At 42.4% G+C, this 25,149-nt stretch carries 21 protein-coding genes and 3 pseudogenes; 21 read left to right on the forward strand and 3 right to left on the reverse strand.

Annotated elements, in window-relative coordinates; genetic code table 11:
• From AC4HAL_RS02805 to AC4HAL_RS02815, 3 genes are all read left to right on the forward strand, one after another.
• Nucleotides 1-1,746: an ABC transporter ATP-binding protein gene (locus tag AC4HAL_RS02805; protein ID WP_491092883.1), complete on the forward strand. Its 1,746-nt coding sequence runs from the start codon at nt 1-3 to the stop codon at nt 1,744-1,746.
• Between the two features lie 127 nt (nt 1,747-1,873).
• Nucleotides 1,874-2,482: a GrpB family protein gene (locus AC4HAL_RS02810; RefSeq protein WP_491092884.1), complete on the forward strand. Its 609-nt coding sequence runs from the start codon at nt 1,874-1,876 to the stop codon at nt 2,480-2,482.
• 378 nt (nt 2,483-2,860) lie between these two features.
• Entirely contained in the window at nt 2,861-3,079 is a 219-nt protein-coding gene (locus AC4HAL_RS02815) for a hypothetical protein (protein ID WP_491092885.1), read from the forward strand.
• Between the two features lie 121 nt (nt 3,080-3,200).
• On the opposite strand, the gene AC4HAL_RS02820 is transcribed toward AC4HAL_RS02815, so the two are convergent.
• A complete protein-coding gene (locus AC4HAL_RS02820) occupies nt 3,201-3,704 on the reverse strand; it encodes an HdeD family acid-resistance protein (RefSeq protein WP_491092886.1) in 504 nt (167 codons plus the stop codon).
• 160 nt (nt 3,705-3,864) lie between these two features.
• On the opposite strand from AC4HAL_RS02820, the gene AC4HAL_RS02825 reads away from it, so the two are divergent.
• The 4 genes from AC4HAL_RS02825 to AC4HAL_RS02840 all read left to right on the forward strand — a co-directional run bounded on the left by AC4HAL_RS02825 (nt 3,865) and on the right by AC4HAL_RS02840 (nt 7,909).
• Nucleotides 3,865-4,257 carry a LysR family transcriptional regulator gene (locus tag AC4HAL_RS02825; RefSeq protein ID WP_491092887.1) on the forward strand — a complete coding sequence of 131 codons (393 nt, stop codon included), beginning with the start codon at nt 3,865-3,867 and terminating at the stop codon, nt 4,255-4,257.
• Nucleotides 4,202-4,753 (forward strand): LysR substrate-binding domain-containing protein, encoded by a 552-nt coding sequence (locus AC4HAL_RS02830; protein WP_491092888.1) that lies wholly within the window; start codon nt 4,202-4,204, stop codon nt 4,751-4,753. Before AC4HAL_RS02825 ends, AC4HAL_RS02830 begins: the two co-directional genes overlap by 56 nt.
• Before the next feature lie 207 nt (nt 4,754-4,960).
• Nucleotides 4,961-6,313, forward strand: coding sequence for an NADP-specific glutamate dehydrogenase (gene gdhA / locus AC4HAL_RS02835; RefSeq protein WP_491092889.1), 1,353 nt, complete (start codon nt 4,961-4,963; stop codon nt 6,311-6,313).
• 225 nt (nt 6,314-6,538) lie between these two features.
• Complete coding sequence (locus AC4HAL_RS02840) at nt 6,539-7,909, forward strand: spherulation-specific family 4 protein (RefSeq protein WP_491092890.1); 1,371 nt, start codon at nt 6,539-6,541, stop codon at nt 7,907-7,909.
• A 72-nt stretch (nt 7,910-7,981) separates the two neighbouring features.
• On the opposite strand, the pseudogene AC4HAL_RS02845 reads toward AC4HAL_RS02840, so the two are convergent.
• Nucleotides 7,982-9,553, reverse strand: a pseudogene (locus tag AC4HAL_RS02845) (IS3 family transposase).
• A 458-nt stretch (nt 9,554-10,011) separates the two neighbouring features.
• Here AC4HAL_RS02845 and AC4HAL_RS02850 point away from each other — a divergent pair.
• The 5 genes and pseudogenes from AC4HAL_RS02850 (at nt 10,012) to AC4HAL_RS02870 (ending at nt 12,586) form a co-directional block, all read left to right on the forward strand.
• Nucleotides 10,012-10,464: a LytTR family DNA-binding domain-containing protein gene (locus AC4HAL_RS02850; protein ID WP_491092891.1), complete on the forward strand. Its 453-nt coding sequence runs from the start codon at nt 10,012-10,014 to the stop codon at nt 10,462-10,464.
• Entirely contained in the window at nt 10,454-10,945 is a 492-nt protein-coding gene (locus AC4HAL_RS02855; protein WP_491092892.1) for a DUF3021 domain-containing protein, read from the forward strand. The genes AC4HAL_RS02850 and AC4HAL_RS02855 overlap by 11 nt, the downstream gene beginning before the upstream one ends.
• Nucleotides 10,914-11,708, forward strand: a complete 795-nt coding sequence (locus AC4HAL_RS02860) for an alpha/beta fold hydrolase (RefSeq protein ID WP_491092893.1) — start codon at nt 10,914-10,916, stop codon at nt 11,706-11,708. The genes AC4HAL_RS02855 and AC4HAL_RS02860 overlap by 32 nt, the downstream gene beginning before the upstream one ends.
• 17 nt (nt 11,709-11,725) lie before the next feature.
• Nucleotides 11,726-11,932 (forward strand): annotated as a pseudogene (locus AC4HAL_RS02865) (ATP-binding cassette domain-containing protein); the annotation flags it as partial.
• Nucleotides 11,841-12,586, forward strand: a pseudogene (locus tag AC4HAL_RS02870) (ABC transporter permease subunit). The pseudogenes AC4HAL_RS02865 and AC4HAL_RS02870, both read left to right, overlap by 92 nt.
• 213 nt (nt 12,587-12,799) lie before the next feature.
• On the opposite strand, the gene AC4HAL_RS02875 reads toward AC4HAL_RS02870, so the two are convergent.
• Nucleotides 12,800-14,893 (reverse strand): surface-anchored 5'-nucleotidase, encoded by a 2,094-nt coding sequence (locus AC4HAL_RS02875; protein WP_491092894.1) that lies wholly within the window; start codon nt 14,891-14,893, stop codon nt 12,800-12,802.
• Nucleotides 14,894-15,114: 221 nt separating this feature from the next.
• Here AC4HAL_RS02875 and AC4HAL_RS02880 point away from each other — a divergent pair, with 221 nt between their 5' ends.
• The 9 genes from AC4HAL_RS02880 to AC4HAL_RS02920 all read left to right on the forward strand — a co-directional run bounded on the left by AC4HAL_RS02880 (nt 15,115) and on the right by AC4HAL_RS02920 (nt 25,047).
• On the forward strand, nt 15,115-15,543 hold the full coding sequence (locus tag AC4HAL_RS02880; RefSeq protein ID WP_491092895.1) for a MarR family winged helix-turn-helix transcriptional regulator: 429 nt from the start codon (nt 15,115-15,117) through the stop codon (nt 15,541-15,543).
• Between the two features lie 9 nt (nt 15,544-15,552).
• Nucleotides 15,553-17,382 carry an ABC transporter ATP-binding protein gene (locus tag AC4HAL_RS02885; protein WP_491092896.1) on the forward strand — a complete coding sequence of 610 codons (1,830 nt, stop codon included), beginning with the start codon at nt 15,553-15,555 and terminating at the stop codon, nt 17,380-17,382.
• A complete protein-coding gene (locus AC4HAL_RS02890; RefSeq protein ID WP_491092897.1) occupies nt 17,372-19,126 on the forward strand; it encodes an ABC transporter ATP-binding protein in 1,755 nt (584 codons plus the stop codon). The genes AC4HAL_RS02885 and AC4HAL_RS02890 overlap by 11 nt, the downstream gene beginning before the upstream one ends.
• A 461-nt stretch (nt 19,127-19,587) precedes the next feature.
• The gene (locus tag AC4HAL_RS02895; RefSeq protein WP_491092898.1) at nt 19,588-21,006 is read left to right on the forward strand and encodes a DHA2 family efflux MFS transporter permease subunit; all 1,419 of its coding nucleotides are present in this window, start codon (nt 19,588-19,590) and stop codon (nt 21,004-21,006) included.
• Nucleotides 21,007-21,406: 400 nt separating this feature from the next.
• Nucleotides 21,407-21,850, forward strand: coding sequence for a MarR family winged helix-turn-helix transcriptional regulator (locus tag AC4HAL_RS02900; protein ID WP_491092899.1), 444 nt, complete (start codon nt 21,407-21,409; stop codon nt 21,848-21,850).
• Nucleotides 21,850-22,479: an ABC transporter permease gene (locus AC4HAL_RS02905; protein ID WP_491092900.1), complete on the forward strand. Its 630-nt coding sequence runs from the start codon at nt 21,850-21,852 to the stop codon at nt 22,477-22,479. The genes AC4HAL_RS02900 and AC4HAL_RS02905 overlap by 1 nt, the downstream gene beginning before the upstream one ends.
• On the forward strand, nt 22,476-23,387 hold the full coding sequence (locus AC4HAL_RS02910; RefSeq protein WP_491092901.1) for a glycine betaine ABC transporter substrate-binding protein: 912 nt from the start codon (nt 22,476-22,478) through the stop codon (nt 23,385-23,387). Before AC4HAL_RS02905 ends, AC4HAL_RS02910 begins: the two co-directional genes overlap by 4 nt.
• 279 nt (nt 23,388-23,666) lie before the next feature.
• A complete protein-coding gene (locus tag AC4HAL_RS02915) occupies nt 23,667-24,425 on the forward strand; it encodes an ABC transporter ATP-binding protein (RefSeq protein WP_491092972.1) in 759 nt (252 codons plus the stop codon).
• Nucleotides 24,418-25,047: an ABC transporter permease gene (locus AC4HAL_RS02920; RefSeq protein ID WP_491092902.1), complete on the forward strand. Its 630-nt coding sequence runs from the start codon at nt 24,418-24,420 to the stop codon at nt 25,045-25,047. Before AC4HAL_RS02915 ends, AC4HAL_RS02920 begins: the two co-directional genes overlap by 8 nt.
• The last annotated feature ends 102 nt before the right edge of the window (nt 25,048-25,149 follow it).

Here is a 25,149-nt window from a genome sequence, read left to right on the forward strand (position 1 = left end):
ATGCGTAAAAATGTATTTGTACGGCTCTGGTCCTATCTGAAGCATTATAGGGGAACGCTCTATTTGGCGGTCTTTCTAAAGATTGTTGCTGCCCTTGCCAGTGTCTTAGAGCCTTTTGTTTTGGGCTTGATGGTGACAGAATTGACTGGGAGTCTGGTGTCAGGGAGCCCTATTAATGTTGGCCGCCTTGTAGTTTTACTTATCATCTATGCTGTTCGCGGTTTATTATCGGAGATCGGTAGTTACGGGTCCAACTATTTTATGACGCGGACAGTACAGCGTTCTATCCACGATTTGCGCTATGACCTTAGTCATAAAATCAATAAGATCCCAGTGTCTTATTTCGACCAGCATAAATTTGGGGACATGCTAGGCCGTTTCACTAATGATGTCGAAACTGTTTCTAATGCTCTGCAGCAATCTTTCTTGCAAGTTGTCAATGCCGTATTGACCTTAATTATGGTCATTGTTATGGTGCTTTATCTCAATCTTCAGTTGGCTGTGGTGGTAATCATCAGTATCCCTGTTACTTATCTATCTGCCAAATACCTGCTGAATAAATCCCAACCCTATTTTAAACGTCAAGCTGATGTACTGGGAGATATGAATGGTTTTGTTCAAGAAAATCTGACGGGTTTTAATGTTATCAAGCTCTACGGCCGAGAAGAGGCTTCTGCTAAAGAATTTGAGGGAATCTTAGAGGAGCTGCAGGAGGTTGGTTTCAAAGCCAGCTTTATTTCAGGTATCATGATGCCCATCCTCAATGCTATCTCAGATTCTTCCTATTTGATTATTGCTGTCTGGGGTGGACTTAAGGTGATTGCTGGAACTCTGACAATTGGTAACTTGCAGGCTTTTGTCCAATACCTTTGGCAGATTGGGCAGCCCATTCAAACTTTGACTCAGCTGGCGGGGATGCTGCAGGCTGCCCGTTCATCATTGGAGCGGATTTTTGCTGTTCTGGATGAAGAGAATGAAGTAGCTGATGTCACCGAGCACCTCTCCCATGATTTAACCGGTCAGGTGTCCTTCAGGCATGTAGATTTCCAATACGCAGAAGGAAAGCCATTGATTAAGGACTTTAATTTGGATGTTCAGCCTGGTCAGATGATTGCTATTGTTGGGCCGACTGGAGCAGGCAAAACAACCCTAATCAACCTGCTTATGCGCTTTTATGATGTGACCAAGGGCGCTATTACAGTAGATGGCCACGATATTCGCCATCTATCTCGGCAGGAGTACCGTCAACAGTTCGGTATGGTGCTCCAAGATGCTTGGCTTTATGAAGGAACCATCAAGGAAAACTTACGCTTTGCTAAGTTAGATGCGACAGATGAGGAAATTATCGCAGCAGCCAAGGCGGCTAATGTTGACCACTTTATTCGAACCCTGCCAGGCGGTTACAATATGGAAATGAACCAAGAATCCAGCAATGTTTCTCTGGGGCAGAAGCAGCTCTTAACCATCGCTAGGGCTCTTTTGGCCGATCCAAAGATTCTGATTTTGGATGAGGCGACTTCCTCGGTTGATACCCGTTTAGAACTCTTGATTCAAAAAGCCATGAGTCGACTTATGGAGGGACGGACAAGCTTCGTCATTGCCCATCGCCTATCAACCATTCAAGAAGCTGATAAGATTCTGGTCCTCAAGGACGGTCAAATTATTGAGCAGGGTACCCACGAGAGCCTCTTGGCTGATAAAGGCTTCTATCATGATCTTTATATGAGTCAATTCAGCCAGTCTTAAATCAGTGCTATCAATTCCTTCACTGCAGGCTAACCTCTTTTGCCCTTTTGAATGAAAGTATTTATGGGAGAAGCGTATCGAGAATGAAAAAAACACGGAAAGTCTATTTTAAACAAAGGGGTTGACAATGAATGGATTAGAAGATATGAGCTCAGAAGAACTTCGGCAGCTTTTTCCTATCTTTTTGGTAGCCCACAATGATGACTGGACAAATTGGTATGAAGAGGAGAAAAAGAGTATTTTGGACTTACTTGCGGATAAATTTTCTGTCAGCGTTCATCATATTGGCAGCACCGCTATTCCCAAGATTTGGGCTAAAAACATTGTGGATATTTTACTGGAAGCTGATAACAGACAAAGTCTTCAAGCGATTAAGACCATCCTGCTGGCTAATGGTTGGCTTTTTATGAGCAAAACCGAAAATCGCATATCGCTTAAGAAAGGTTACACAACAAGTGGCTTTGCTCCAAGAGTTTTTCATCTGCATCTGCGACTTTTGGGAGATTGTGATGAACTCTATTTTAGAGATTATCTGATTAAACATCCGAAAACAGCTAAAGCTTATGAAGAGTTGAAACTTTCTCTCTGGAAAAAATTCGAACACGACCGTAATAGTTATACGGAGGCTAAAGCAGACTTTATCAGGAAATATACTGAATTAGAAAAGCATAAGGGGGATAAGAATATATATAGTACAGCCTATTTTTCTCGGCCTAACAGACAACCAAACACGTGAATCATTAATACTTGTCAATCCTGCATCGGCCATGATGCTGGATTTTTTGCTATGGCTTGGAGCTAGTTTTTCTCTTTGAGAAAAACAAGAAGACCACCAGCTAAGCTGGTGGCTGATAAGGCTTCTAGTTTCCATTTATTATGCGATTTTGGACGCTAAACAAATAAATTACTCATTAACTCTACGCCAGTTTACCATTATCCTAAAAACTCCAAACACATTATAATAAAGGTCTTCAACCCCGCTGAGCGAAGAGAATTCAAATATAGTGGCTTGTATGCGGCGATTAAAACAAATGCCTGTTGCTATGGACAAAGATTTTTAAATGACTAGGAGAAAAATTGCTATGATAAGGATGTAAGGAAAGGAGAGAAGTGTATGATAATTTTGAAAGATAAAGGTCAAGAAGTCATACACCTTTCTGCCAAGCAAAGAAACTCTATGACTTCTGAAATTTTGGCACAGGAGCTGCAGGCCATTTCATTAGTGACTATTTATAGTATGAGTTTCGCATTATCGATCTTTTTTGAATTTTTATATTTTACAAGGCTGAGAATACCTTGTAGTTATGAAGCTAATATTTCTTATTATGATTAGCCAGATTAGATTTAGATATTAAAAGGGTGGATTGATTAAATTTTTGAAAATATTTTAGTGGTTGAAATTAAAAAGATCCGATTCTTTTCGGATCTTTTGCTGTTATTTAATCGTTTACAGTTTAGCGAATTCTAAAGTAGAGCGAGAGGAGGGCAATTCCAATCATTAAGAAGAAGAAAGCGACTATAATGCCAATAATACTGGCTGAAAACAGGGGGCTGCCCAGTAGAATAAGGCCAAATAGGATAGTAAGAACAGCCGAGGAGAGATTGATGGAGTATCTCGGATAGCCAGCTCGACGCAGCTGGACGCCAGTGACTAGGCGCAGCAGTCCAGATAGCAAGACCCAGTAAGCAATGATGGTCATAAAGGCTCTGGTTAAGGAAAAGACAGAGCTGCTCAGAAGTACAAAGCCAAAGACGACAGAAAGCAGACTTTGAACGAGCTGCCAAATGCTGCGGTATTGGGGATTGTTCAAATATTCCAGAAAACTAGCAATTCCAGTCACAAAGATAACTAAGGCGATGATCCAGGCAATCGTAGCCACACTGGTTAGTGGATTCGCAAAGAGAAAGCCAGCGTACAGGATTGAAAACACCCCTCCGATTAAAGGAAACCATTTCATAAATATACCTCACTTCGATAATTACCTCTATTATAGTTTAGCAATAAAAGAAAAGCAAAGAGAACCTATCATTCTTAAAAATAAGTATTTCTTGAACGTCAGTGTTCTCGATTAGCTTTTTGTTTTAGCTGTGTGTGCTTGAAGCCCTTGTATCTTAATTATGAATACCAAACAAATAACCTATCTGATTGAAACGGCTAAGACCCTGAATTTGAGCCGTGCCGCTGAAAATCTCTACATTTCTCAGCCATCCCTATCTTACCAAATCAAAGTTATTGAGGAAGAAGTTGGCTTTGCGATTTTTGACCGTATCGGGAAAAGCATCCGCTTGATGCCTGCAGGAGGGGACCTGATTGTGTCGCTGCAGCGCATTTCGCAGGAGCTGCAGTTTGCCATTGAGCAGGCACAAAATATGGGGGAGCGTTACAAGGATTCGATTAAAATTGGATTTTCAACCCGAACGTCCCTCTATTATCTGCCTGAGGCTATCAAAATCTTTGAAGAAAAAACAACCATCGGTGCAGATTGTGCCAGAAATTCAGTCACCCGATGATTTCATCAGCTCTTTTATGCGCAGAGAGCTGGACATAATTTTGTTGCCGCGGGAGGAAGCTGAAACGCTGACGGGTGTCGGTATCCATCCACTTTTTACAAGTCACATCTATCTCTTGTGTCAAAATTCGGATCCGCTTGCCCAAAAAGAAGTTATTACTGCTGATGACTTGGCCCATCGTACTTTGCTGGTAAACGGTGGATCATCGCCAAAACTTCGCCAGGTCCAGCAGCGCGTCTTATCAAGTGTGCCTATCCATCACTATAACAGTCCGATACATGATTTCACACTGATCCAAGTCGCAAGCGGTAAGGCCATCTGCCTCTCGCCAGGCTTTCTTAATGACTACTCAGGACAGTTTGCCTGGATACCATTTGACTGTCCAGAGCAGTTTGACTTTGTCTTAGTGACACATGAGGATAATCGCATCACTAGTATCAAGGTGCTGATTGATATCCTACAAGATTTATACGATGGGGTGAGAGATCTTTTTTAAGCATTTAAAACTTTACCAAAACCTTTTGAGGTTTTAATTCTCTGATAACGAGGAAGGAAAACAGTAGGAGGGCTATGTTATAAAATATCACATGAAACATAAAAAAATAGAAAAAGATGCGAAAAATCCTTGACAAAATATTCAGAATATTTATATAATAAAGGACGTAATTATAATTACAAAAATGTCATATCGGAGGTAAGTGTAATGACAAGTGGACAAGAGTACGTTAACAGCGTCTTTGACAAGGTCAAGAAGCAAAATAGTCATGAACCAGAATTCCTGCAAGCAGTGGAAGAAGTTTTCCAGTCTTTGGTTCCTGTTTTTGATAAATATCCTAAGTATATCGAAGAAAATCTTTTAGAGCGTTTGGTTGAGCCAGAACGTATTGTGTCTTTCCGTGTCCCATGGGTTGATGACCAAGGAAAGGTTCAGGTAAACCGTGGTTTCCGCGTGCAGTTCTCATCTGCTATCGGGCCTTACAAAGGGGGACTTCGTTTCCACCCATCGGTAAACCAATCTATCATCAAGTTCCTCGGATTTGAACAAATCTTTAAAAACTCACTAACTGGTCAGCCTATCGGAGGCGGTAAAGGTGGCTCTAACTTTGACCCTAAAGGCAAGTCTGACAATGAAATCATGCGTTTCTGCCAAAGCTTTATGACCGAGCTGAGCAAACATATTGGCGCAGACACCGATGTCCCCGCTGGTGATATCGGTGTTGGGGGACGTGAGATTGGCTACCTCTATGGTCAATACAAACGCCTTCGCAATGAATATACTGGTGTCCTGACTGGTAAAGGCCTACAGTGGGGTGGCTCACTGGCTCGTACGGAAGCAACTGGTTACGGTGCTGTCTACTTTGCAGAGCAAATGCTTAATGCGCGTGGTGAAAACTTTAACAACAAGACAGCTATTGTGTCTGGTTCAGGTAATGTTGCTATCTACGCAACCGAAAAATTGCAGAGCCTCGGTGCTAGGGTTGTAGCCGTATCTGATTCATCTGGTTATGTTTATGATCCAGATGGTATTGATGTTGACCTGCTCAAACAAGTAAAAGAAGTGGATCGTGCACGTATTACAGCTTATGCAGATGCTCGTCCAAATGCAAGTTTCATCCCAGCAGGTGGAGAAACCACGATCTGGTCTATTAAGGCTGACCTTGCCTTCCCATGTGCTACCCAAAATGAATTGAGCGAAACTGACGCTGAAACCTTGGTTAAAAACGGAGTTATCGCCGTTTCTGAAGGGGCAAATATGCCATCAACGCTGGGTGCCATTGATGTCTTCCTTAAAAATGGTGTTTCATTTGGTCCAGCCAAGGCTGCCAATGCCGGTGGTGTAGCCGTATCAGCGCTCGAAATGGCTCAAAATAGCGGACGCACATCATGGACATTTGAAGAAGTTGACTCTAAACTCTATGATATCATGAAGGGTATCTATGAAAATTCAGCAGCGGCAGCTAAAGAATTTGATCAAGAGGGCAACCTTGTTGTTGGTGCCAATATCGCTGGTTTCCTTAAAGTTGCTGAGTCCATGTCAGCACAAGGTATTGTCTAGGCAATCCGATAGTTATTTTGCTATAAAACTCCAATAAATATTATAAAACAGATAAAACACTTCAGTTTCTTTCAGATGCTGAAGTGTTTTAGTTAATAGCCTATACGGTCTAACATAAAGAAACCGTATAGGTTATTTTTGATAATGAAACTAGGGAATTATAATAAATTATTGGAATATGATAAAATGGGGGATGAATGATGATTTTGAAATGGAGGAGAATTTATGAAATCTAAACGTTTTATTCTTAGGAAAGCTTTATTAGCTACACTGCCAGTTTATTTTATAGGATGTCCTCTGGTGACGCAGGCCGATGAACTAGAAAGCAGTGCCAGCACGGCAGTTCCGTCTGAGGCTGCCAAGGTGGCGGAAAGCACTCAAACTGATGCTGTCAATACTAACCAGACAGATAGTGTTGCCTCTGCTCCAGAATCGGCTACAGTAGCTGTAGAAGAGGCGGACAGCACCTCAGTTCTTGCAGAAACTGAGGAAGCTTATCAAGAAGAGAGTGAGGCTGTCCAAGATAATGCTCAAACTGTCCAAACAGTTCCATCTTCTCTTGCTTCAGAGACTGAAACGGTAGAGCCAACAAAACTTACTTCTCAGTCAGTAATTATTCCGGCCTATCAGCGAGGAGATGATTTCTGGACGAGGATTGAAAATGTTGGCGGAGATCAGATTCCTTATGTTATTGTCAATCCTGCCGGCGGTCCAGGTCCCAAAATTGATGAGGCCTATCAGAAACACATTGCCAATAATATCAACAGGGGAATTAAAAATGTTGCCTATGTTCCAACCGGTTTCTTTAACCGCCCAAGTACGGATGTCTTAAACGATGTAGACCGTTATGCGGAATTTTATGGAGAAGGTAATCTTGCAGGTATTTTTTTTGACGAGGCATCTTATGGTGGAAATGCTTCAGATGCTCCAAAGATGGCGGAATACTATCAATATGTTAAACAAAATTATCCTGACATGATTGTCATGGCCAATGCTGGCCGGTCTATTACTGACGAAATCGCTCCTTATGCTGATATCTGGCTGACAAGTGAAGTCAGTGCCGATACCTATATCAATAATTTTTACCAGCCGATTTCCCAGTTTGAGGCTGATCCTGCCAATGCTAATCGCATCTATCATGTGATTTATGCGGTTGACCCTTCGCAATATGATGATATTATTGCTCTATCCCGAGCTAGAAATGCTGGCTGGGTAATGATTACAGATGACGTAAAGAATAATCCGTATGACCGATTGCCAACAGATTTTGAAAACTTGGTTGCTCGTATTAACTCCGAAAACCAGACAGACAATCCTGTACCATCTGAATCTGATAAGCCAATCAATGAAAAATCAGAAATGGAAGATACAACCGAATCATTAGTAAATAATCTGCCAGCAGCTGATCTATCTGATCCGTCTTCTCGATCGGCTCAGAATTTAAATGCTTCTGAGAATTCTCAAGAAGAAGCGGTTAAAAACGGACAAATGTTACCTGCTACTGGCAGCCGGAGGACAGTCGCCATAACAGTTATGGGATTGGGCTTGCTGCTGGCTGGATTCAGTCTGATGAGCCGTAGAAACAAGAATCGGTAATGCTAATAGAACGAAAGAGTCTGGAACAAAGTGAACAGCTCCCTGTCAAGTGGACAGTGAAATAATAAACGATCAAGCAAGGGCCTTGTTCCTCACTTCAAGAGGGGCAAGGCCCTTGTGCTTCTCTTGATAGCGGTGGTTATTATAAAAAGTCATATAGGTGTCAATATCAGCGACTAGCTCCTCATAAGTCTTGTAAGTTTTTAGGTCGTAACACTCCGTCTTGAAGTGTCCGAAAAAGCTCTCAATTGGGGCATTATCAATACATTTACCGACCCGAGACATGGAACGGGTCAAGCCATACTGTGTGGTCACCATACGGTATTCTCTAGAAGTGTACTGAGAGCCTCGATCACTATGAATCAAAGGCCTTGCACCAGGATTGGCGACCATTGCCTTTCTCAGGTTCTCCATAACCAAGGGATTATCATTGTGAGGACTCATGTGGTAAGCCACAATAAACCCATCATATAAATCCTTGATAGCACTTAAATAAGCCTTGGAACCCAAACCATACGGCAGGAAGGTGACATCCGTACACCATTTCTGATTAGGAGCACTCGCTGTAAACTCACGGTTGAGAAGATTCTCTGCGGTATGCTGGTAACTGGTCTTGGTGCAATAACTATGTGACTGGCGGATCACAGACTGGAGACCAAGAATCCGCATGAGACGGCGAATCCGCTTCGTATTATAGTGAGTTCCTAATTGACGATTAATAAAACGGGTCATTCGCCGATAGCCTAAAATGCCACGGTACTTGGCATGCAGTTCTTTAATGCGTTCACATAACTCTTGGTTGACTGCCTCAGACTCTGTCTCTTCGTGAGCCAGCCACTTATAGTAACCAGAACGCGAGACACTCAAAAGCCGGCAGAGATGACTAATGGGAGCCTTCTGATTCTCTTCCTTATACTCATAAATAGCTTGGTAGGCTGCTAGGTGGCGGCCTATTCTTACCTGTGGTTTCGCCTCTGGATGGCTTTCAACTTTTTTAGCAGACCGTTCTCCATTTCTAAGAGACGATTGCGCTCTTCTAATTGTTTGATTTTGAGCTGGAGAGCTTTCTCAGTTGTTAGGTGAGGCTTGGTGGCTAGCCCTTTTCCACGGCGATCTTCTAGAGAGGGCGAACCACCATTTTCATACTTACGAACCCAGGAATAGACCTGTTGGTAGGAGACACCGTATTTCTCCATGGCGGCTCGGTAGTCCTTCCCATGTGCTAAGGTGTAGCGAACAATCTCAATGCGTTCTTCAAAAGTAGTTTTGCGTCCCTGTTTCATTCGAGTCAATCCTTTACTAGTGGCTTTTAAATCTTTACCATTAGTATACCTTTTTAGCCATTTTGAGAGAACAGAACGAGACGAAATCTGGTAACGCTGACAGATGTCATAGGTAGAGCCCTTTCCATCAAGATAATCCTTAGCTGCTTGTTCTTTCAGCTCTTTGGCATAGGGTTTCCACGTTCGACTGTTTTTTTAGCCCTTCCACACCAGCCGTTTCATAGCGTTTTATCCATTGTCTAAGGGTATAATCAGAAACTTGGTACTGCTGAGTTAATTGACTGAGCGAGTAGTGATGCGTCATATACAACTGAACAATTTCTAGTTTCTCTTCTACTGATTGGCGACTTCTTTTAGACATACGAAAAACTCCCCTTATAGTGTCTAGTGAATTTTGTTTTTTCACTGTCCACTATGAGGGGAGTATATCACAAAGACTGTTCCAAACTCTTTTTTTGTTTATTTTATATTGATAAGTCGTAGTAACTGAAATAGTCTCTGACACACCGATAAATCAAGTTTTTAAAGTCCCGCTTACCTATATATGATGCAGAAGTGTCTTTTTCAGATCAAGCGTTCAGTAAGAAAAAAGGGGAGAAAAATTGAACTTTTGAAAAGTTCGGAATTTTCCTCTAACTTTTGGTATGCAGGGGGATAAATAAATGTTTATGATCTGCGATTCATTTCACGTTAAAAGGCTAATGAAACTATTGCCGTTTTTTCTTTAGCTGCATGTTAGAGCATTTTCTTGCATCTCAGCTCTAAAACGCTTTCACAAGAGGAGGGATTTGTTATAATAGTCGCTAAGGAGGCGATCCTGTGAAATTGAAGTTAGAAGAAATTTCTGATGGCGAAGAAGAAGTGATTATTCGCTATCGAAAATACAGTACCAAGGTAGAAGCTATCAGCCGTCTGGTTAATCAAGACAGCGATAAAATTTTAGCGCGCAATGACAGCGGAGACCGCTATTTGGCTTTGGACGATATTTTGTACTTTGAGAGTATTGACGGCAAAACCTTTCTTTATACTGCTCAATCAGTTTATCAGGTTGCGCCAAGTCTGAAAAACTTGACTGTCGCTTATGCTCACTGCGGCTTCTTTCGCTCTGCTAAAGCTATGGTGCTCAATATGTACCACATTGAGAGCTTTAAAAGCCAGTCTTTTGGCCGGATCGAAGCCACTCTGGACAATGGTGAACGTGTCCTTATCTCACGTAAATACGCCAATAAACTCAGACAGGTCTTGCAGGAGGGAATTAAAGATGAAGACTAAGCGGTGGGAACGTTTCTTAAGTCAGGAAATTGCCAATGAATATAAGACAGCTATCTATTGTTTTTGTGTTTATTTTTTCTATGCTGTTTACCAGCTTTTGCAGGGAAGAACAACAGCCAATATCTATTATTTAATCGAAATGGTCATTGCGGCCTATGTTATCACTCAGATTCAGGTTTTTCTGTTTAAAAACTTTGATGAAGCTGATAGGTTAGCAGGGAGAGAACTGCTAGGCTTAATCGTTTGTTCCTGCCTCTATGGTGCTGTTGGGCAATGGCTGAGCTGGTTTGATAGCAATCTCCTAGCAGCTGCTTGCTTTGTCCTCTATGTGATGCTGGAATACTTGACTATTTTTATTGCCAACAAAATCAAGCGTAACATTGACAGCAAGAAGCTAAATAGATTGTTGGATGATTATAAGAATCAAAGAAAGTGGCAAGTGGAATATTATGTCAGAGATAAAATTAATGAAATTAAATAATGACGAGATGTATTACAGTGATACTGGGGAAGGTATCGCCCTAGTTTTTTTACATGGTCTTGGCTGCGATGGACGAATGTTTTTACAGCAAATTCTAGCTTTTCAGCATCAATATAGAGTAATTTGCCCTGATTTATTGGGAAACGGAAAATCCTCTATTTTAAAAGTCCCTGTTAAGCAAGTGATTGAAAAGCAGGCTGCTGCTGTGATTGCTTTACTGGATGAACTTAACATTAAAGAGGCAGTATTTTGTGGAACGTCATATGGTGGGATTGTCTGTCAGCATATTGCAGTCAACTATCCAAATTATGTTAAGGGATTGGTTTTAACTGATACATTTTCTGATACGACTATTCATAACATCAAGGAGTTTCTTAATAAAATGGCTATAAGTGCTAGTTTATGGCTCTATTATTGTCGCGGTCTTCTTAAATGGTCGGTAAAATCACAGTATAAAGGATTTCCAGAAGCACAAAGTTATATGGAAACCATTATGGGAAACTTACGCAGTCGGGAAGTGGTTTTACAGCGCAGGGCTATTAACCAAATTAATTATACTGAGAAGATTGGTCAGTTAAAAATACCTATCTTGTTGTTGGTGGGAGACCGTTATAATCTTTTGATCGACTATATGAAGAGAATTCATCAAGTTATGCCATCCAGCCAAATTAAAGTTATTGAAGATTCCTTTGATCCGTCTAATATGCTCAAGCCTGATAAGTATAATCAACTGTTATTGGAATTCTTAAACACTTCTATCTAAGGAAAGGAAGCAATCACATGGAAACTGTTATTGATATCAAGCATTTGCGCAAATACTATGGCCGCCACATGGGCGTCGAAGATGTTTCCCTATCTGTTGAGAAAGGTGAAATCTTTGGTTTTTTGGGCTCAAATGGTTCTGGGAAATCAACAACCATTCGCTGTTTGCTGGGGCTGCATTGTCTTATACAAAAGTGTGAAGGATCAGCTGACAGATACAGCAGCTCTCTATGCTAATATGGGAGAGATGGCCAAAGCTTTGGGGCTGGATAAGGTTAGTATCGCCACTTTAGACGGCTATTTTGCGACTGAGATTGTTTTAATGTTCGGACTGGGGGCTGGGATGTTTGCGGCTATGATGGGAGCAAGCAGTCTGTCCAAGGAAGAAGAAGGACATACCAGTGAATTTCTTTACACGCTTCCTTTTGCCCGTCTGAACATCCTGATGTGGAAGTATATTAGCCTGATCCTTATGCTGCTGATATTTAATCTAATCGTTATAGGACTGGAAGTATTTGGTATCTGGCAGATTGATTTAGACTTTTCTTATAATCTCTTTCTCAGGTATCACGTCTTAGCCTTTTTGCTGCAGATTGAAATTGCCAGCCTGGCTTTCTTAGTTTCTGCTTTCAGCCGTAAAAAACAAATTGGTCTCTCACTCGGGCTGGTTTTGCTGCTCTACGTCATGGATATGATGTGCCGTATTGTGCCGGATATCGCATTTCTCAAATACCTGACACCCTACTATTTTGCGAGCGGCGCAGATGTTTCAGTCAAATCAAATTACAGCCAGCCTATTTAGCTGTTGCTGGGGCTGTTATTGCAATTAGCTTGATCGTCAGCGCAGCTTATTACCAAAGGAAAGATCTGAGCGTTTAGATCGCATGCAGGATTTTGATTTAGCCCAGACCAACGATAAAAATTTCGAAAATGATAATAGAAATAGGCTTTTTCTTGTATTATAAGAAGAATCTGATCTATCCGCTTGAAAGTCTAGTTTTACCTATCACAAAAAAGCATGACATTTTCCCTTCGTTTGAGGAATGAGATGTCATGCTTTTTTCATTTCATAGAAAAATTCTTAAGCTAGAGCTAGTTTTCTTCCTTTTTCTTTCCCATAAAGAAGACTGTAAATGTCATGATCAGACCGACTAGGCTGAGGGCAGTCGCTGATTTCTCCTCGGCCCCCGTTTCCGGCAAGGACTTAGCCTCAGTTCGCTTAACTTGTTTCGCTTGAGCAGCGGTTGACTGATTTCCTGTCTTGTCAGCAAGAGGTGTGAGGCTAAAGCTAGCACTTGGTAGAACTTGGGTTTTTTGCTCGGTTCTTGCGTCAGACTGATTTTCTTTAATCAGTTGGTCGCTGATAATTGCTTGACCGACTGGCTGACCTTGACGATTGACATAGGTCTCTATAGTCAGCAGATGACGACCATCAGGTCGGTCTTGGTAGATATGGGCCGTTTGAACGGTGACATAGGTTTTGTGGATCATCTCCGGTATATCAACCGTTTTACCAGCGGCCTCTTGATCTTTGATGTATTGGACAAAGGTTTCGGTATCAGGATCAATCGCACCGATCAGGGGAGCATTGCGCAACACAGAGAAGCCATCCCCACCACCATAGAGGAAGTCGTTGATGACCACCTTGTAGGCCTGACTCGGATCAATTTCGCTGCCGTCATCCTTATAAGCTTTGACAACTTTATAAGGTGTTTCCTTGCCCCCAGCAGGATTATCGGTATAGAGATAGTGAAGCCCTGCCATTTGTAAGAAATAGCGTTGTTGCTCGTCATATTGTTGATTAAGGGCGTCATAAACCTGTTGGCCTGTCAGCTGAACAACTTGTAAGACATTACCAAATGGCTGAACGGCTTGGGCAGCTCCCCAAGTGATAGATTTATCAGGATTAACAATCAAATCTGAACGAACACCACCATTATTCGTTAAAGCGAAATCAACATCAGGATAGGTTTTGCGAGCAATGGCCAATTGTCCTTGAGTAACCAAATCACCAACAGCTGTTTCCTTATCTTGGTTGGTCTCCCGAGTGATAGCTTGAGGAAGGGTAGCAGTACCGATTTTAGCCTGTGTGACAGCTTTTACCCGCCTGCTGGCATCGTCAACAATAGCTTGAAGGTCAGGACTACCTGCCTTGCCTGGTGCTACAGGGATAATTTGAGCGCTTGGAATATCAATAAAATCACCTGTATCGGTATCTAAGACGCCGCGGACATCTTCAAAGGCCTTACCCTGAGAAGTGGCCTGAACAACACGTGTTCTGCCAACCACCCCATTGGCGTACTTGTGACTGTGACCGGCAAAGAAAATATCAACACTATGGTCTGGATAAATTTGGTTGAGCTTATTAAGGATCGGCACAGCATCACCTTCAAGTTCTCCCGCATCATTGTCGGCAGCAACATGAGCCAGAACACCTATGGCATGGACGCCTTGGTCCTTTAAATCCTTGGCATATTTGGCAATGGTTTCAGCCTCATCTAGGAAAGTGTAGCCTTCGAGATTTTTCCTCAAGACGAGATTGGGAATTTCAGTCGTAACAATACCAATATAGCCCATCTTGACTTCTTTGCCATTGATAGGAATGGTCTTAATAGCATAGGGCTGCCAGCCAAAGGGAATTTGATTTGTCTGTTGGTCAATGATGTTAGCGACTAGGATCTGCTGTTTTGCGGCTTCTTGCTGGCCGTCAGCTGAATATTGGTCAACAATTGGATCGAATTGACCCGGTTCCGGTGCTTGTCCCTGAACGATTCGGTTGTACTCAGCCAAACCTTCATCAAATTCGTGATTGCCAATGGTTCCGAATTGGACATCCATCTGGTTAAAAGCTTTAACAGTCGGTTCATCCTGCAGAAGACCTGAATTGGCAGGACTGGCTCCAACCATATCACCAGCTTGTACTCGAGTCGTGTCACCCTGTGGATGCTCAGCTTGGAATTGTGCCTGGGCATCATCCATATAAGCATCAAGCTGGGCGACCCCGCCAGCATCCCTGACAGGCCCATCTGGCATAGAAGCCGTCCCCGTCGTATCCAAGGCACCGTGAAAGTCATTGACTCCGAGAACTTGGACATCTACTTGATCGGCTGAAACCTCAGCAGCTAGAAGGATCAAGCTAGCTGCGATGGCTAAAATACTACTTTTTAGTAATATACGTTTTTTCATAAATACCTCCGAATAGTTTACTTTTTCTACATAAGTTTACAACTAAATAACGAATTATTCAATATATTTTTTATCGATTGTTTGTATATAAACGAACAATTATCTTTTTAAGCATTAGCCAAAAGTTTCCATGAGAACTTATTGCTTGACTTTAAAGTATAGGGCGAGTAGAATGATTCTCACGAGAACTAAAATGTTTTCAGGAAATGTGAGGTGTTTTCATGAAAGATCCTTTTGATACTTTCAGAAACTTCATCAATACTATGGAAGCTGCTATTCAGGAATTGGCCAAGGCACGAGGGGTCGAACACTTGGCTGGCCCTCAGGGTTTCACTGTTTCTTATCTTTACGAAAATCGTCATGACGAAATTTTCATCAAGGATATTGAGGAGAAGCTGGATATTTCCAAGTCTGTCACTAGTAATCTCATCAAGCGCATGGAGAAGAATGGATTTATTCTAGTTAAGCCTTCCTTGAGAGATAAGCGCTGTAAGCAGATTGTCTTGACGGATTGGGGGGGTGAAAAAGCCCAAGAGCTAGCTATCTTTCGTCAGGAAATTCATAACAAGCTTCTCAAAGGAATTGATGAACAAGATTTGGAAGTTACCCATAAAGTTTTTAAACAGCTTAAAATTAATTTAGAAAAATAGGAGGCGTACATGTTTAAAATTTTTAAACGATTAAGTGCCAAAGAGTGGGGCATGATTGTCTTAAGTACGGTCTTCATTTGTCTAGCAGTTTGGATGGATTTAAAGACACCAGAATACATGTCTAAAATCACTACCTTGCTGCAGGATAAAGGGACGACGACATCAGATATCATGAAGCCTGGTTCTAAGATGCTCATGTTCTCATTTGGGAGTTTTTTGATGGCTGTTCTAGTCGGTTTTTTGGCAGCACGAACGGCTGCCAGCTTTACGACACAGCTGCGCTCGGATATCTTCAACCAGGTGACGGACTACTCTCAGGCTGAGATTAAGAAATTTTCTGTGCCGAGTTTGCTGACTCGGACGACCAATGACCTGACACAGCTGCAAATTATGGTTACTATGGGGATGCAGGTGGTAACCCGCGGACCAATTATGGCTGTCTGGGCCCTGACTAAAATTTGGGGCAAAAGCGATGAGTGGACTGGCGCTGTCGGTGTAGCTGTTTTGGTTGTCTTTATCTTGCTGTCGGTCTTGATGTTTGTCGCTTTTCCGCGGCAGCGCAAGGTTCAGGGCTTGACCGATGATCTCAATGCTACTATTCGTGAATCCTTAACGGGTGTGCGTGTGGTTCGGGCCTATAATGCGGAAAGCTATCAGGATGAGAAGTTCCGAGAAGAAAATGCCAATCTGACCAAGCTTAATCTCTTTGTTTTTCGTCTGATGTCCTTGATGAATCCTGTTATGACTGCCGTTTCCAGCGGTTTGACTCTGGCTATTTATTGGATCGGTGCCAACTTGCTTAATGATATCAAGATTCCGGCAGTGGATAAAACGAGCCCTCAAGTAATGAAGATGGTAGCAGCAGCTGCACACGCGCTCAAGGATCGTGTCTCCATCTTTAGTGATATGGTGGTCTTTTCATCTTATGCTATGCAAGTTGTTATTGGTTTTATGATGATGGTGGCTATCTTTATTATTCTGCCGCGGGCTCTAGTTTCTGCTAAGCGGATCAACGAAGTTTTAGCCTTGAAGCCATCGGTTATCTTCAAAAAAGATTCCAAGGCTGATGATGGCAGCAAGGGACGAGTGGAAGTGCATGATGTCTCTTTCCGCTACAGTAAAAATTCTGCTGCTGTTATTGAACATGTTTCCTTTACAGCTGAAAAGGGACAGACTGTTGCCTTTATCGGTTCTACTGGTTCGGGGAAATCAACTCTGGTTAACCTAATTCCGCGTTTCTATGATGCGACAGAAGGCTGGATTAAAGTGGATGGGGTCAAGGTCGATGACTATAACCATGATGATCTTAATAACAAGGTGGGCTATATTCCACAGACAGCCGTCCTCTTTAGCGGAACTATTCGTTCTAATATTGCCATGGGTGAAAGTGCCCAAGGTCAGCTGTCAGACGATGATATCTGGGAAGCCTTGGAACTAGCTCAAGCCAAGGATTTCGTTGAAAGTAAGGAAAAGGGACTGGATACAGAAGTTGCCCAAGGCGGAACCAATTTCTCTGGCGGTCAGAAGCAACGTCTGGCTATTGCCCGTGCCTTGGCCCGTAAACCGGAAATCCTGATTTTCGATGATTCCTTCTCGGCTTTGGACTATAAGACCGATCGGATTCTGCGCCAAGAACTTAATGATAAGACTAGAGATTTGACTAAATTGATTGTTGCCCAACGGATTTCGACTATTATGGATGCTGACCAGATCTTGGTTCTGGATGAAGGGCGAGTCGTTGGGCAGGGTACCCATAAAGAGCTTTTAGCCAATAATCCTGTTTATCAAGAAATTGCCTATTCACAATTATCTAAGGAGGAGTTAGAAAATGGAAAATAAAAAGAAATCTAAATCTTTATTCAGCCAAATGACTCCTTATCTGAAGGGGTATCGGGCAGTATTTGGATTAGCGGTTATCTTTACGGCTGTATCCAGCACAATTACCGTTATTGGTCCTGACCGTCTCAAGGAGATGACAGATACCATGACCAAAGGGCTGACAGGCGAAATTGATCTGGATAAGATTGGTCATATCGCCTTGACGCTGGCCTTACTTTATGCCGGTGGCGCTTTGGTGTCTTACGCAGCCAGCTTTATCGTTTCGACTATTATCCAGCGATTTTCACAGCGTCTGCGCGATGCTATCGCTGATAAGATTAATAAAATTCCCTTGAGTTATTTTGACAGCCACTCCCAAGGCGATACCCTATCACGAGTGACTAATGATGTGGACTTGCTGACCCAGTCCTTCAACCAAAGCTTGGTTTCCATGGTATCGGCGGTTATTTTACTGCTGGGTTCCATCTTTATGATGATCAGGACTAATGGTACTATGGCAGCAACAGCGATTTTATCGGTTTTTGGGGGCTTTTCTGTGACAGCTCTTATCATAGCTAAAAGTCAACCCCTATTTAAACGTCAGCAAAAGAATCTCGCTGACGTCAGCGGCTATGTGGAAGAGATCTACTCAGGACACAATGTTGTCACCAGCTATAACGCTCGGCAGGAAAGTAAGGAACAGTTTGAAGTCCTCAATAAGAAGCTCTTTTCCAGTATGTGGAAATCTCAATTTTTCTCAGGCATCATGATGCCCATGATGCAGTTTGTCGGGAACTTTGGATATGTTATGGTCTGTATCGTTGGGGCACGGATGGCAATCAATGGTGATATTACCATGGGGACGATCGTGGCCTTTATGACCTATGTTCGCATCTTTACCCAGCCTATTTCTCAGATTGCGCAGGGGATTACCCAACTCCAGTCGGCTAATGCTGCAATGGGGCGTGTTTTTGAATTCTTAGATGAAGAGGAAATGGAAGAAGAAGGAAGCAAGAGCCGCCAATTGCAAACTGTTAAGGGGGATGTAGCTTTTGAGAATGTCTTCTTTGGTTACAATGAGGATAAAACCATTATCCATGATTTTTCTGCTCATGCTAAATCTGGCCAAAAGATTGCTATTGTCGGTCCAACTGGTGCTGGTAAAACGACTATTGTGAACTTGCTGATGCGTTTTTATGAAATCAATAAAGGACGCATTTCCATCGACGGTGTTAATATCCACGATATGAAACGCTCTGAAGTTCACGATGCCTTCTCAATGGTGCTTCAAGATACTTGGCTCTTTGAGGGAACCGTTAAAGAGAATTTGATTTATAACCAAGATCATATAACAGATGACCAGGTTATTGCTGCTGCCAAGGCAGTCGGTGTCCATCACTATATTAAAACCCTGCCGCAGGGCTATGATACTGTTCTGGATGACTCGGTTACCCTGTCTGTCGGTCAGAAGCAGCTCATGACTATCGCTCGGGCCTTGCTCAAGGACTCACCGCTCCTGATTTTAGACGAAGCAACCTCATCGGTTGATACTCGGACAGAGGAGTTGATTCAACAGGCTATGGACAAACTGATGGAAGGACGGACATCCTTCATCATCGCTCACCGCTTATCTACTATTCGCAATGCCGATCTGATTCTGGTAATGAAAGAAGGTAATATTATCGAACAGGGTAATCATGATGAGCTCATGACTCAAGGTGGCTTTTATGCCGACCTTTACAATTCACAGTTCGCTTCAGCCTAAAACTGTAAAAGGGCCTTCCGAAAGGAGGGCTCTTTTATAGATCGCTTTCCTGTGATTTTCAGAAATTGTTTTTCTTTTTTTGAGAAAAGACTTACAAAAAAATTTTTAATTTGATAAGATAAGCCATGGATCGCTGAGTCGATACTCTTTGGAAATTACAAAGGCAGGTTGCTGACTTTGACAACTAGTACGGCAGCTAGGTGGATCGCCTGCAGCAGGCTGCCCATAGTTACTGGGATGCTTTGTTGCCTGGTTGCCCGGCCTGATTTTGATTTTTTTTTGACTAGGGGATCTATAATCATACAAAAAAAACAGCATTTATATTGCAGAAAAATGAGTTTTTTCGAAGTGGGAGTTGAAACAAGCCTTGCTTGTTCGCAAGTTTTGTCTCCTTCTTGTTTTGAAAGGCTCTTTTTATTTAGCTTCAGAATTAGCTGTTGTTTACTGAGAGGAGAATTATTGTGGAAGAACACAAGCAAGAAAACACTGCGCGAGCTTCGGTTCATGTTGCTCATCCTTGGTTAGCTATGACAAGTATGTTAATCGGAGCCTTTGTGGGGATGCTTTCTGAAACATCACTAAATATTGCCCTGCCTAAATTGGAAGTCGCCTTAAATGTAGGAGCGTCATCCTTGCAGTGGCTGGTAACGGGTTACATGCTGGTTATTGGTATCGTTTTGCCTTTATCCAGCTTGATTTCAAAATGGTTTACGACCCGGCAGACAGTTATCTTTGCTATTCTGGCTTTTATCTGCGGTGCTGTTGTTTCGGCCTTGGGAAGCAATTTTAGTCTTGTATTGGCAGGTCGAATGATTCAAGGGATCGGAACTGGTCTCATTCTACCCCTAATGTTTACTGTAGCCATGAAGATTTTTCCTATGCAAAAGCTAGGAGCAGCTATGGGAGTTAATGCGCTGGTTATCATGTTTGCTCCTGCTATTGGTCCGACTTTAACAGGACTTTTGCTGGCAAAACTGTCATGGCGCTATATTTTTTGGTCTTTTGCCCTTATTCTGGCAGTCGCCTTAATCTTTGCCCTAGTTTTTCTAAAAAATGTGGCAGAGTTGACGAAACCTAAGGTTGATTTTCTGTCTGTTTTATCCAGTATTGTGGGGTTTGGCGCCTTGGTTTTCGGTGTTAGTTTTGCTAGTGATCAAGGCTGGGGCTCACCGATTGTTCTGGGAGCTTTGGCAGTTGGAATCCTTGTTTTGACATTTTATACTTACCGTCAGCTGCATCTTCAAAATCCTATTCTTAATTTGAAAATTTTTACCAAACCAGCCTTTAGGATCGGGGCTGTTCTGGTTATGTTGGATTTTGCTATTATCTTATCAGCTATGTATCTCTTTCCGCAATTTATTCAAAATGGTATGGGTTTGCCTGTTGCTATGACAGGGGTTATTATGTTGCCTGGCGGCCTTGTTAATGCTCTAGTATCAGCTGTATCAGGCCGCCTTTATGATAATTTGGGAGCACCGATGCCGGCTCGGTTAGGATTTATCATCGCTATTATAGGGGCTGTTATGCTGATTCTTGTTACTCCAGCATCATCGGTCACTTATGTTATTGCTGCCCATATTGTTTTAATGATTGGCTGTCCCTTAGCTATGTCTCCTTCGCAAACACATGCTCTTAACAGTTTGCATGGGGCTGAATCGGCTGATGGTTCAACGATTATGAATACGATGCAGCAAATTATCGGTGCTATAGCTACAGCATTAGCTACGAGTTTCTTGGTATTGGGGCAATCTCATTACCATGGTTCCAATCATGCAGCTGCCTTTACAAATGGGATTCATTACGGTTTTTATTTCACATTAGGCCTTGCTATTGCCGGTTTCCTATTAGCTTTGAGTTTGAAGAGCAGCAGAACAAAATAAATACTCAGACAAACACAGAGTCTTCTCTGCCTTAGCTTTCGAGGCAAAGAAGGCTTTGTATTTTTTATTTTTATCCATTAATTATAGTCACAAAACATTAAAATCAAACTAGGTAAGGGCAGCTTATAGACTTTTGAAATCGACCTCATCTAAAATTAAGACAGCAGGCTCATCTAGAAAAGCTGGCAGGAGCAGCTTGTAGTGATAATTACTTGAATTCTTAATAGTTCTCAATATAGTGATAATTGATTTGCAATAAATACTTGCTAGAGTAGTAACCTAACCTCTGAGTTTTTGACTAAGAGGGGGGTGTTAATTAGTTGACTCACAGAAAGAATATGTTAAACTGTAATAGTAAAATATTTTTACTTTCTAAAATTTGAAGAGTGAGGGATGAGAAATGACGCTAACTAAGGCGCAGCAATATGCTATTTTGCGGGATGAGCAGTTTTCGCTCATTGAAAGTTATGCCCGTCAACACGGCATGACCAGCAAATCTTTTTTGGTTTTGATGTGGATTTACAATCGTTCCAAGGGGATGACGCAGGAGAGTTTAGCCAAACGGACTTTTTCAACCAAGCAGGTTATTCAAGCCATCGTTAAGACCTATCGCCAAAAAGGCTGGCTCCGCTTAGAACCTAGTCTAGTTGATAAGCGTAAAAAACTAGTCATGCTGACAGCAGATGGTCAGCGTGAGTTCCAAGCGATCGTTGCTCCTTTTTATGGTTACGAAGAGCAGGCGATGTCTGCTCTCAGTCAGCAGCAGCAAGAAACGCTGTTGGAGGCAACTCGGCTCTTCTCGCAGAAATTTAAGAGCTTGATAGAAAGTCATCAGGTGCACTAATGGTTGAGAAAATTAGTCAATATTTTACGGCCCATAGCGCTGCCTATTGGGGTTATGTCTGGCAGCATATCAGTCTGAGTTTATCAGCGCTCTTTATTTCGCTGCTTTTGGGCTTTAGTCTAGGTTATTATGCTTATCGAAGGCCTCATCTCAAGCAGCTGATAACGGGGGCCAGTCAGGCTTTGAGGGTTATCCCTAGTCTCGGTGTACTTTTTATCCTCATTCCTTTGGTTGGAGTTGGGACAGTACCAGCCCTGATAGCATTGATCTTTTTGGGTCTGCCGCCAATCTTGGTTAATACGGTTGTTGGCTTTGAACAGGTTTCAGATGATTTGCTGGAGACTGGGATTGGTCTTGGTATGACCCAGTCTCAGTTGATGCTTCAAGTGAGCCTTCCTCTAGCCCTGCCTTATATTCTCAATGGGATTAAGCTCTCCTTGGTTGAAATTATTGCCAGCGCTACACTGGCTGCTTATATCGGTGCTGGCGGTTTAGGAAATCTTATTTTTTCCGGACTCCAGCTCTTTAGGTATGACTTGTTGATTATCGGCGGTGGTTCGGTAGCGATTTTATCCTTTTTCAGCATGCTGGTTTTGGATTTAGGAATTAAATGGAGTAATGTCAAATGAAAAATAAAAAAATATTATTAGGCACTATCTTAGCACTCTTGGTGTTGCTTGTTGGCGGATTCTTTGCTGCAGGTTTAAAGATGTCAAATGGCGCAGGTAGTAAGGGAACGATTCGTTTTGGTTCTAAGGATTTCACTGAAAACCTTGTCGTGGCAGAAGTTTATTCTTTAGCCTTAGAAGACCACGGCTATAAGGTTGACCGCAAGGCCAATATCGGAAGTTCTCTCATTCATAATTCTTTAAAAAATGATGAGATTGATGTTTATCCCGAGTACACAGGAACAGGGCTCCTATCTGTCCTAGGAGAAAATATGCAGACAGATCCCAAAGCTGTTTATAAAACGGTAAAAACAGACTATGAAAAAAAATTCAAATTGACTTGGCTGGACTATGCTCAAGCTAATGACAGTCAAGGTTTGGTAATCCGGACTGAAACCGCAAAAAAATTAAATATTAAGACGATTTCAGATTTACAGAAACATGCGCAGGAGCTCCGTTTTGCTAGTCAAGGTGAATTTGACCAGCGTGAAGATGGTTTGCCAGGGCTGGAAAAGACTTATGGTAGCTTTAATTGGAAATCGTCAAAAACCTATGATAATAGCTTGAAGTATGAGATTCTGGCCAATAATAAAGCGGATGTCACGCCAGCCTATACGACAGAAGGGCAACTGGTTGATACAGATAAGTATACGCTTTTGAAGGACGATAAAGCCTTTTGGCCGCCTTATAATTTAGCCCCTGTTATCCGTGATGAAACGCTTAAGAAATATCCTGAGGTAAAAGGAATCCTGAATCAGGTTACTAAATCTTTGACCACTAAAACGGTGACAAAACTCAACGCTAAGGTTGATGTTGATAAGGAAGATTATAAAAAAGTGGCCAGAGACTACTATGAAACTATTAAGTAAGAAGGTGCAAGAAGCAAGGAGAGCCTCAAAAATTTTTAGATCCCATCACTTCCTGATTGTCAGGTAGTGACTGGAAAAGCTGGGATCTTTGGAGGTTGGGGATAAGATGAACAGCGTTCATTGCATTCATTTAACTTTCCGCTTTGACCTTGTGGCAAAAGGAAAGCCAGCCACCTACTGCACTGAGAATTTATTCAAAAACATGCGGACTGGATGAATTTTCGTTCGGCCTCTTGCAAAGATTTTTGACAGACAAGAAATGAGGAGAGTATGGCAGAGATTATCCAATTTGATCATGTCAGCAAGGTATATAACGACAAGGCTGTTGTCGATGATGTTACTTTTACCATTGAAAAAGGGGAATTTATCACAATCCTCGGAAGCTCGGGTTCTGGCAAGACTACGACGCTGAAGATGATAAATCGCTTGATTGAACCAAGTAAGGGGCGGGTGTTTTTTGAAGGAAAGGATTTGCTGTCGCTTGATCCCATCGCTCACCGACGTCATATTGGTTATGTCGTTCAGCAAATTGGCCTTTTTCCACATCTGACAGTAACTGATAATGTTGCTACGGTTCCCAAACTGCTCAAGTGGGATAAGAAACGAATAGCTGAGGAGACAGACCGCCTTCTAGAGCTGGTCCAGCTACCGTCTGCTGAATATGGCAAGCGCTACCCTCATGAACTTTCAGGTGGACAGCAACAGCGAGTCGGTGTTGCTCGGGCTCTGGCATCGAATCCTAATGTCATTCTATTTGACGAGCCCTTTGGAGCCATTGATGCTATTACGCGTACAGATTTGCAGGAACAGCTTGTAGAGCTCCATCAGCAACTGGGAGATAAGACCTTTATTTTTATCACTCACGATATTACAGAGGCATTTAAATTAGGCAATCGTGTTTTAATCATGGATCAGGGGAAAGTTTGTCAGTTTGCCAGTCCTAAACAGATTATCAGAGAGCCGCAGGGGGACTTTGTCCGCAAGTTAGTTGAGACTGCACGTGCCCAAGAATCTTTATGGAGTATTGCTAATGATTGAGTATTTTCAAACGGCGTCGAATCAGCTAATTACAGCAACGATTGAGCATATTGTGCTGGCAGGTATCTCGCTTTTATTGGCTCTGCTAGTGTCTAGTATCATTACTGTTATTTTGCTTTTGGTACCTAGACTGCGCCAGCCTTCTGTCTATATTTTGTCGCTGCTGTACGCCGTGCCCAGTTTTGCTCTCTTTGCCCTCCTTATTCCTTGGACAGGGTTAGGAACCGCGACAGCTGTGATTACTCTGGTTGTTTATGCCCAGTATACTATGGTGAGAACCTTTCTTGAAGGACTGGTTCAGGTAGATGCCAGTGTGATAGAAGCAGCGGTTGGTATGGGAATGACACCTGTTCAGGTGTTAGTTAAAATTCGGTTGCCCTTGGCCTTACCAGCCATTATCGCCGGTATCCGCCTTGCTGCGACCTCTATCATAGCTATTGCGACTATTGCCTCAACCGTAAATGCTGGTGGACTAGGCACTGTTCTTTTTGATGGTCTACGCACAAGGAGTCTGCCCGAATTGGCTTGGGGGATCCTGCTGACGGTTGCCCTCAGCTTACTAGTCAGTCTTATTCTTTACCTGATTGAAGAAATTTTGAAGGAAGGACAAGCAGCTGCTTAAAAGGCAGAAGAAGGTCGTTTTTTCTGTGAATTTAGTTTTTAGTCCCGAGTCTGTGGGAGTGAGTAGAATAACTAGCTTATTAGACAGAGCATGGCTTGGTGC

The organism is Streptococcus sp. ELY_125 (assembly GCF_058314535.1).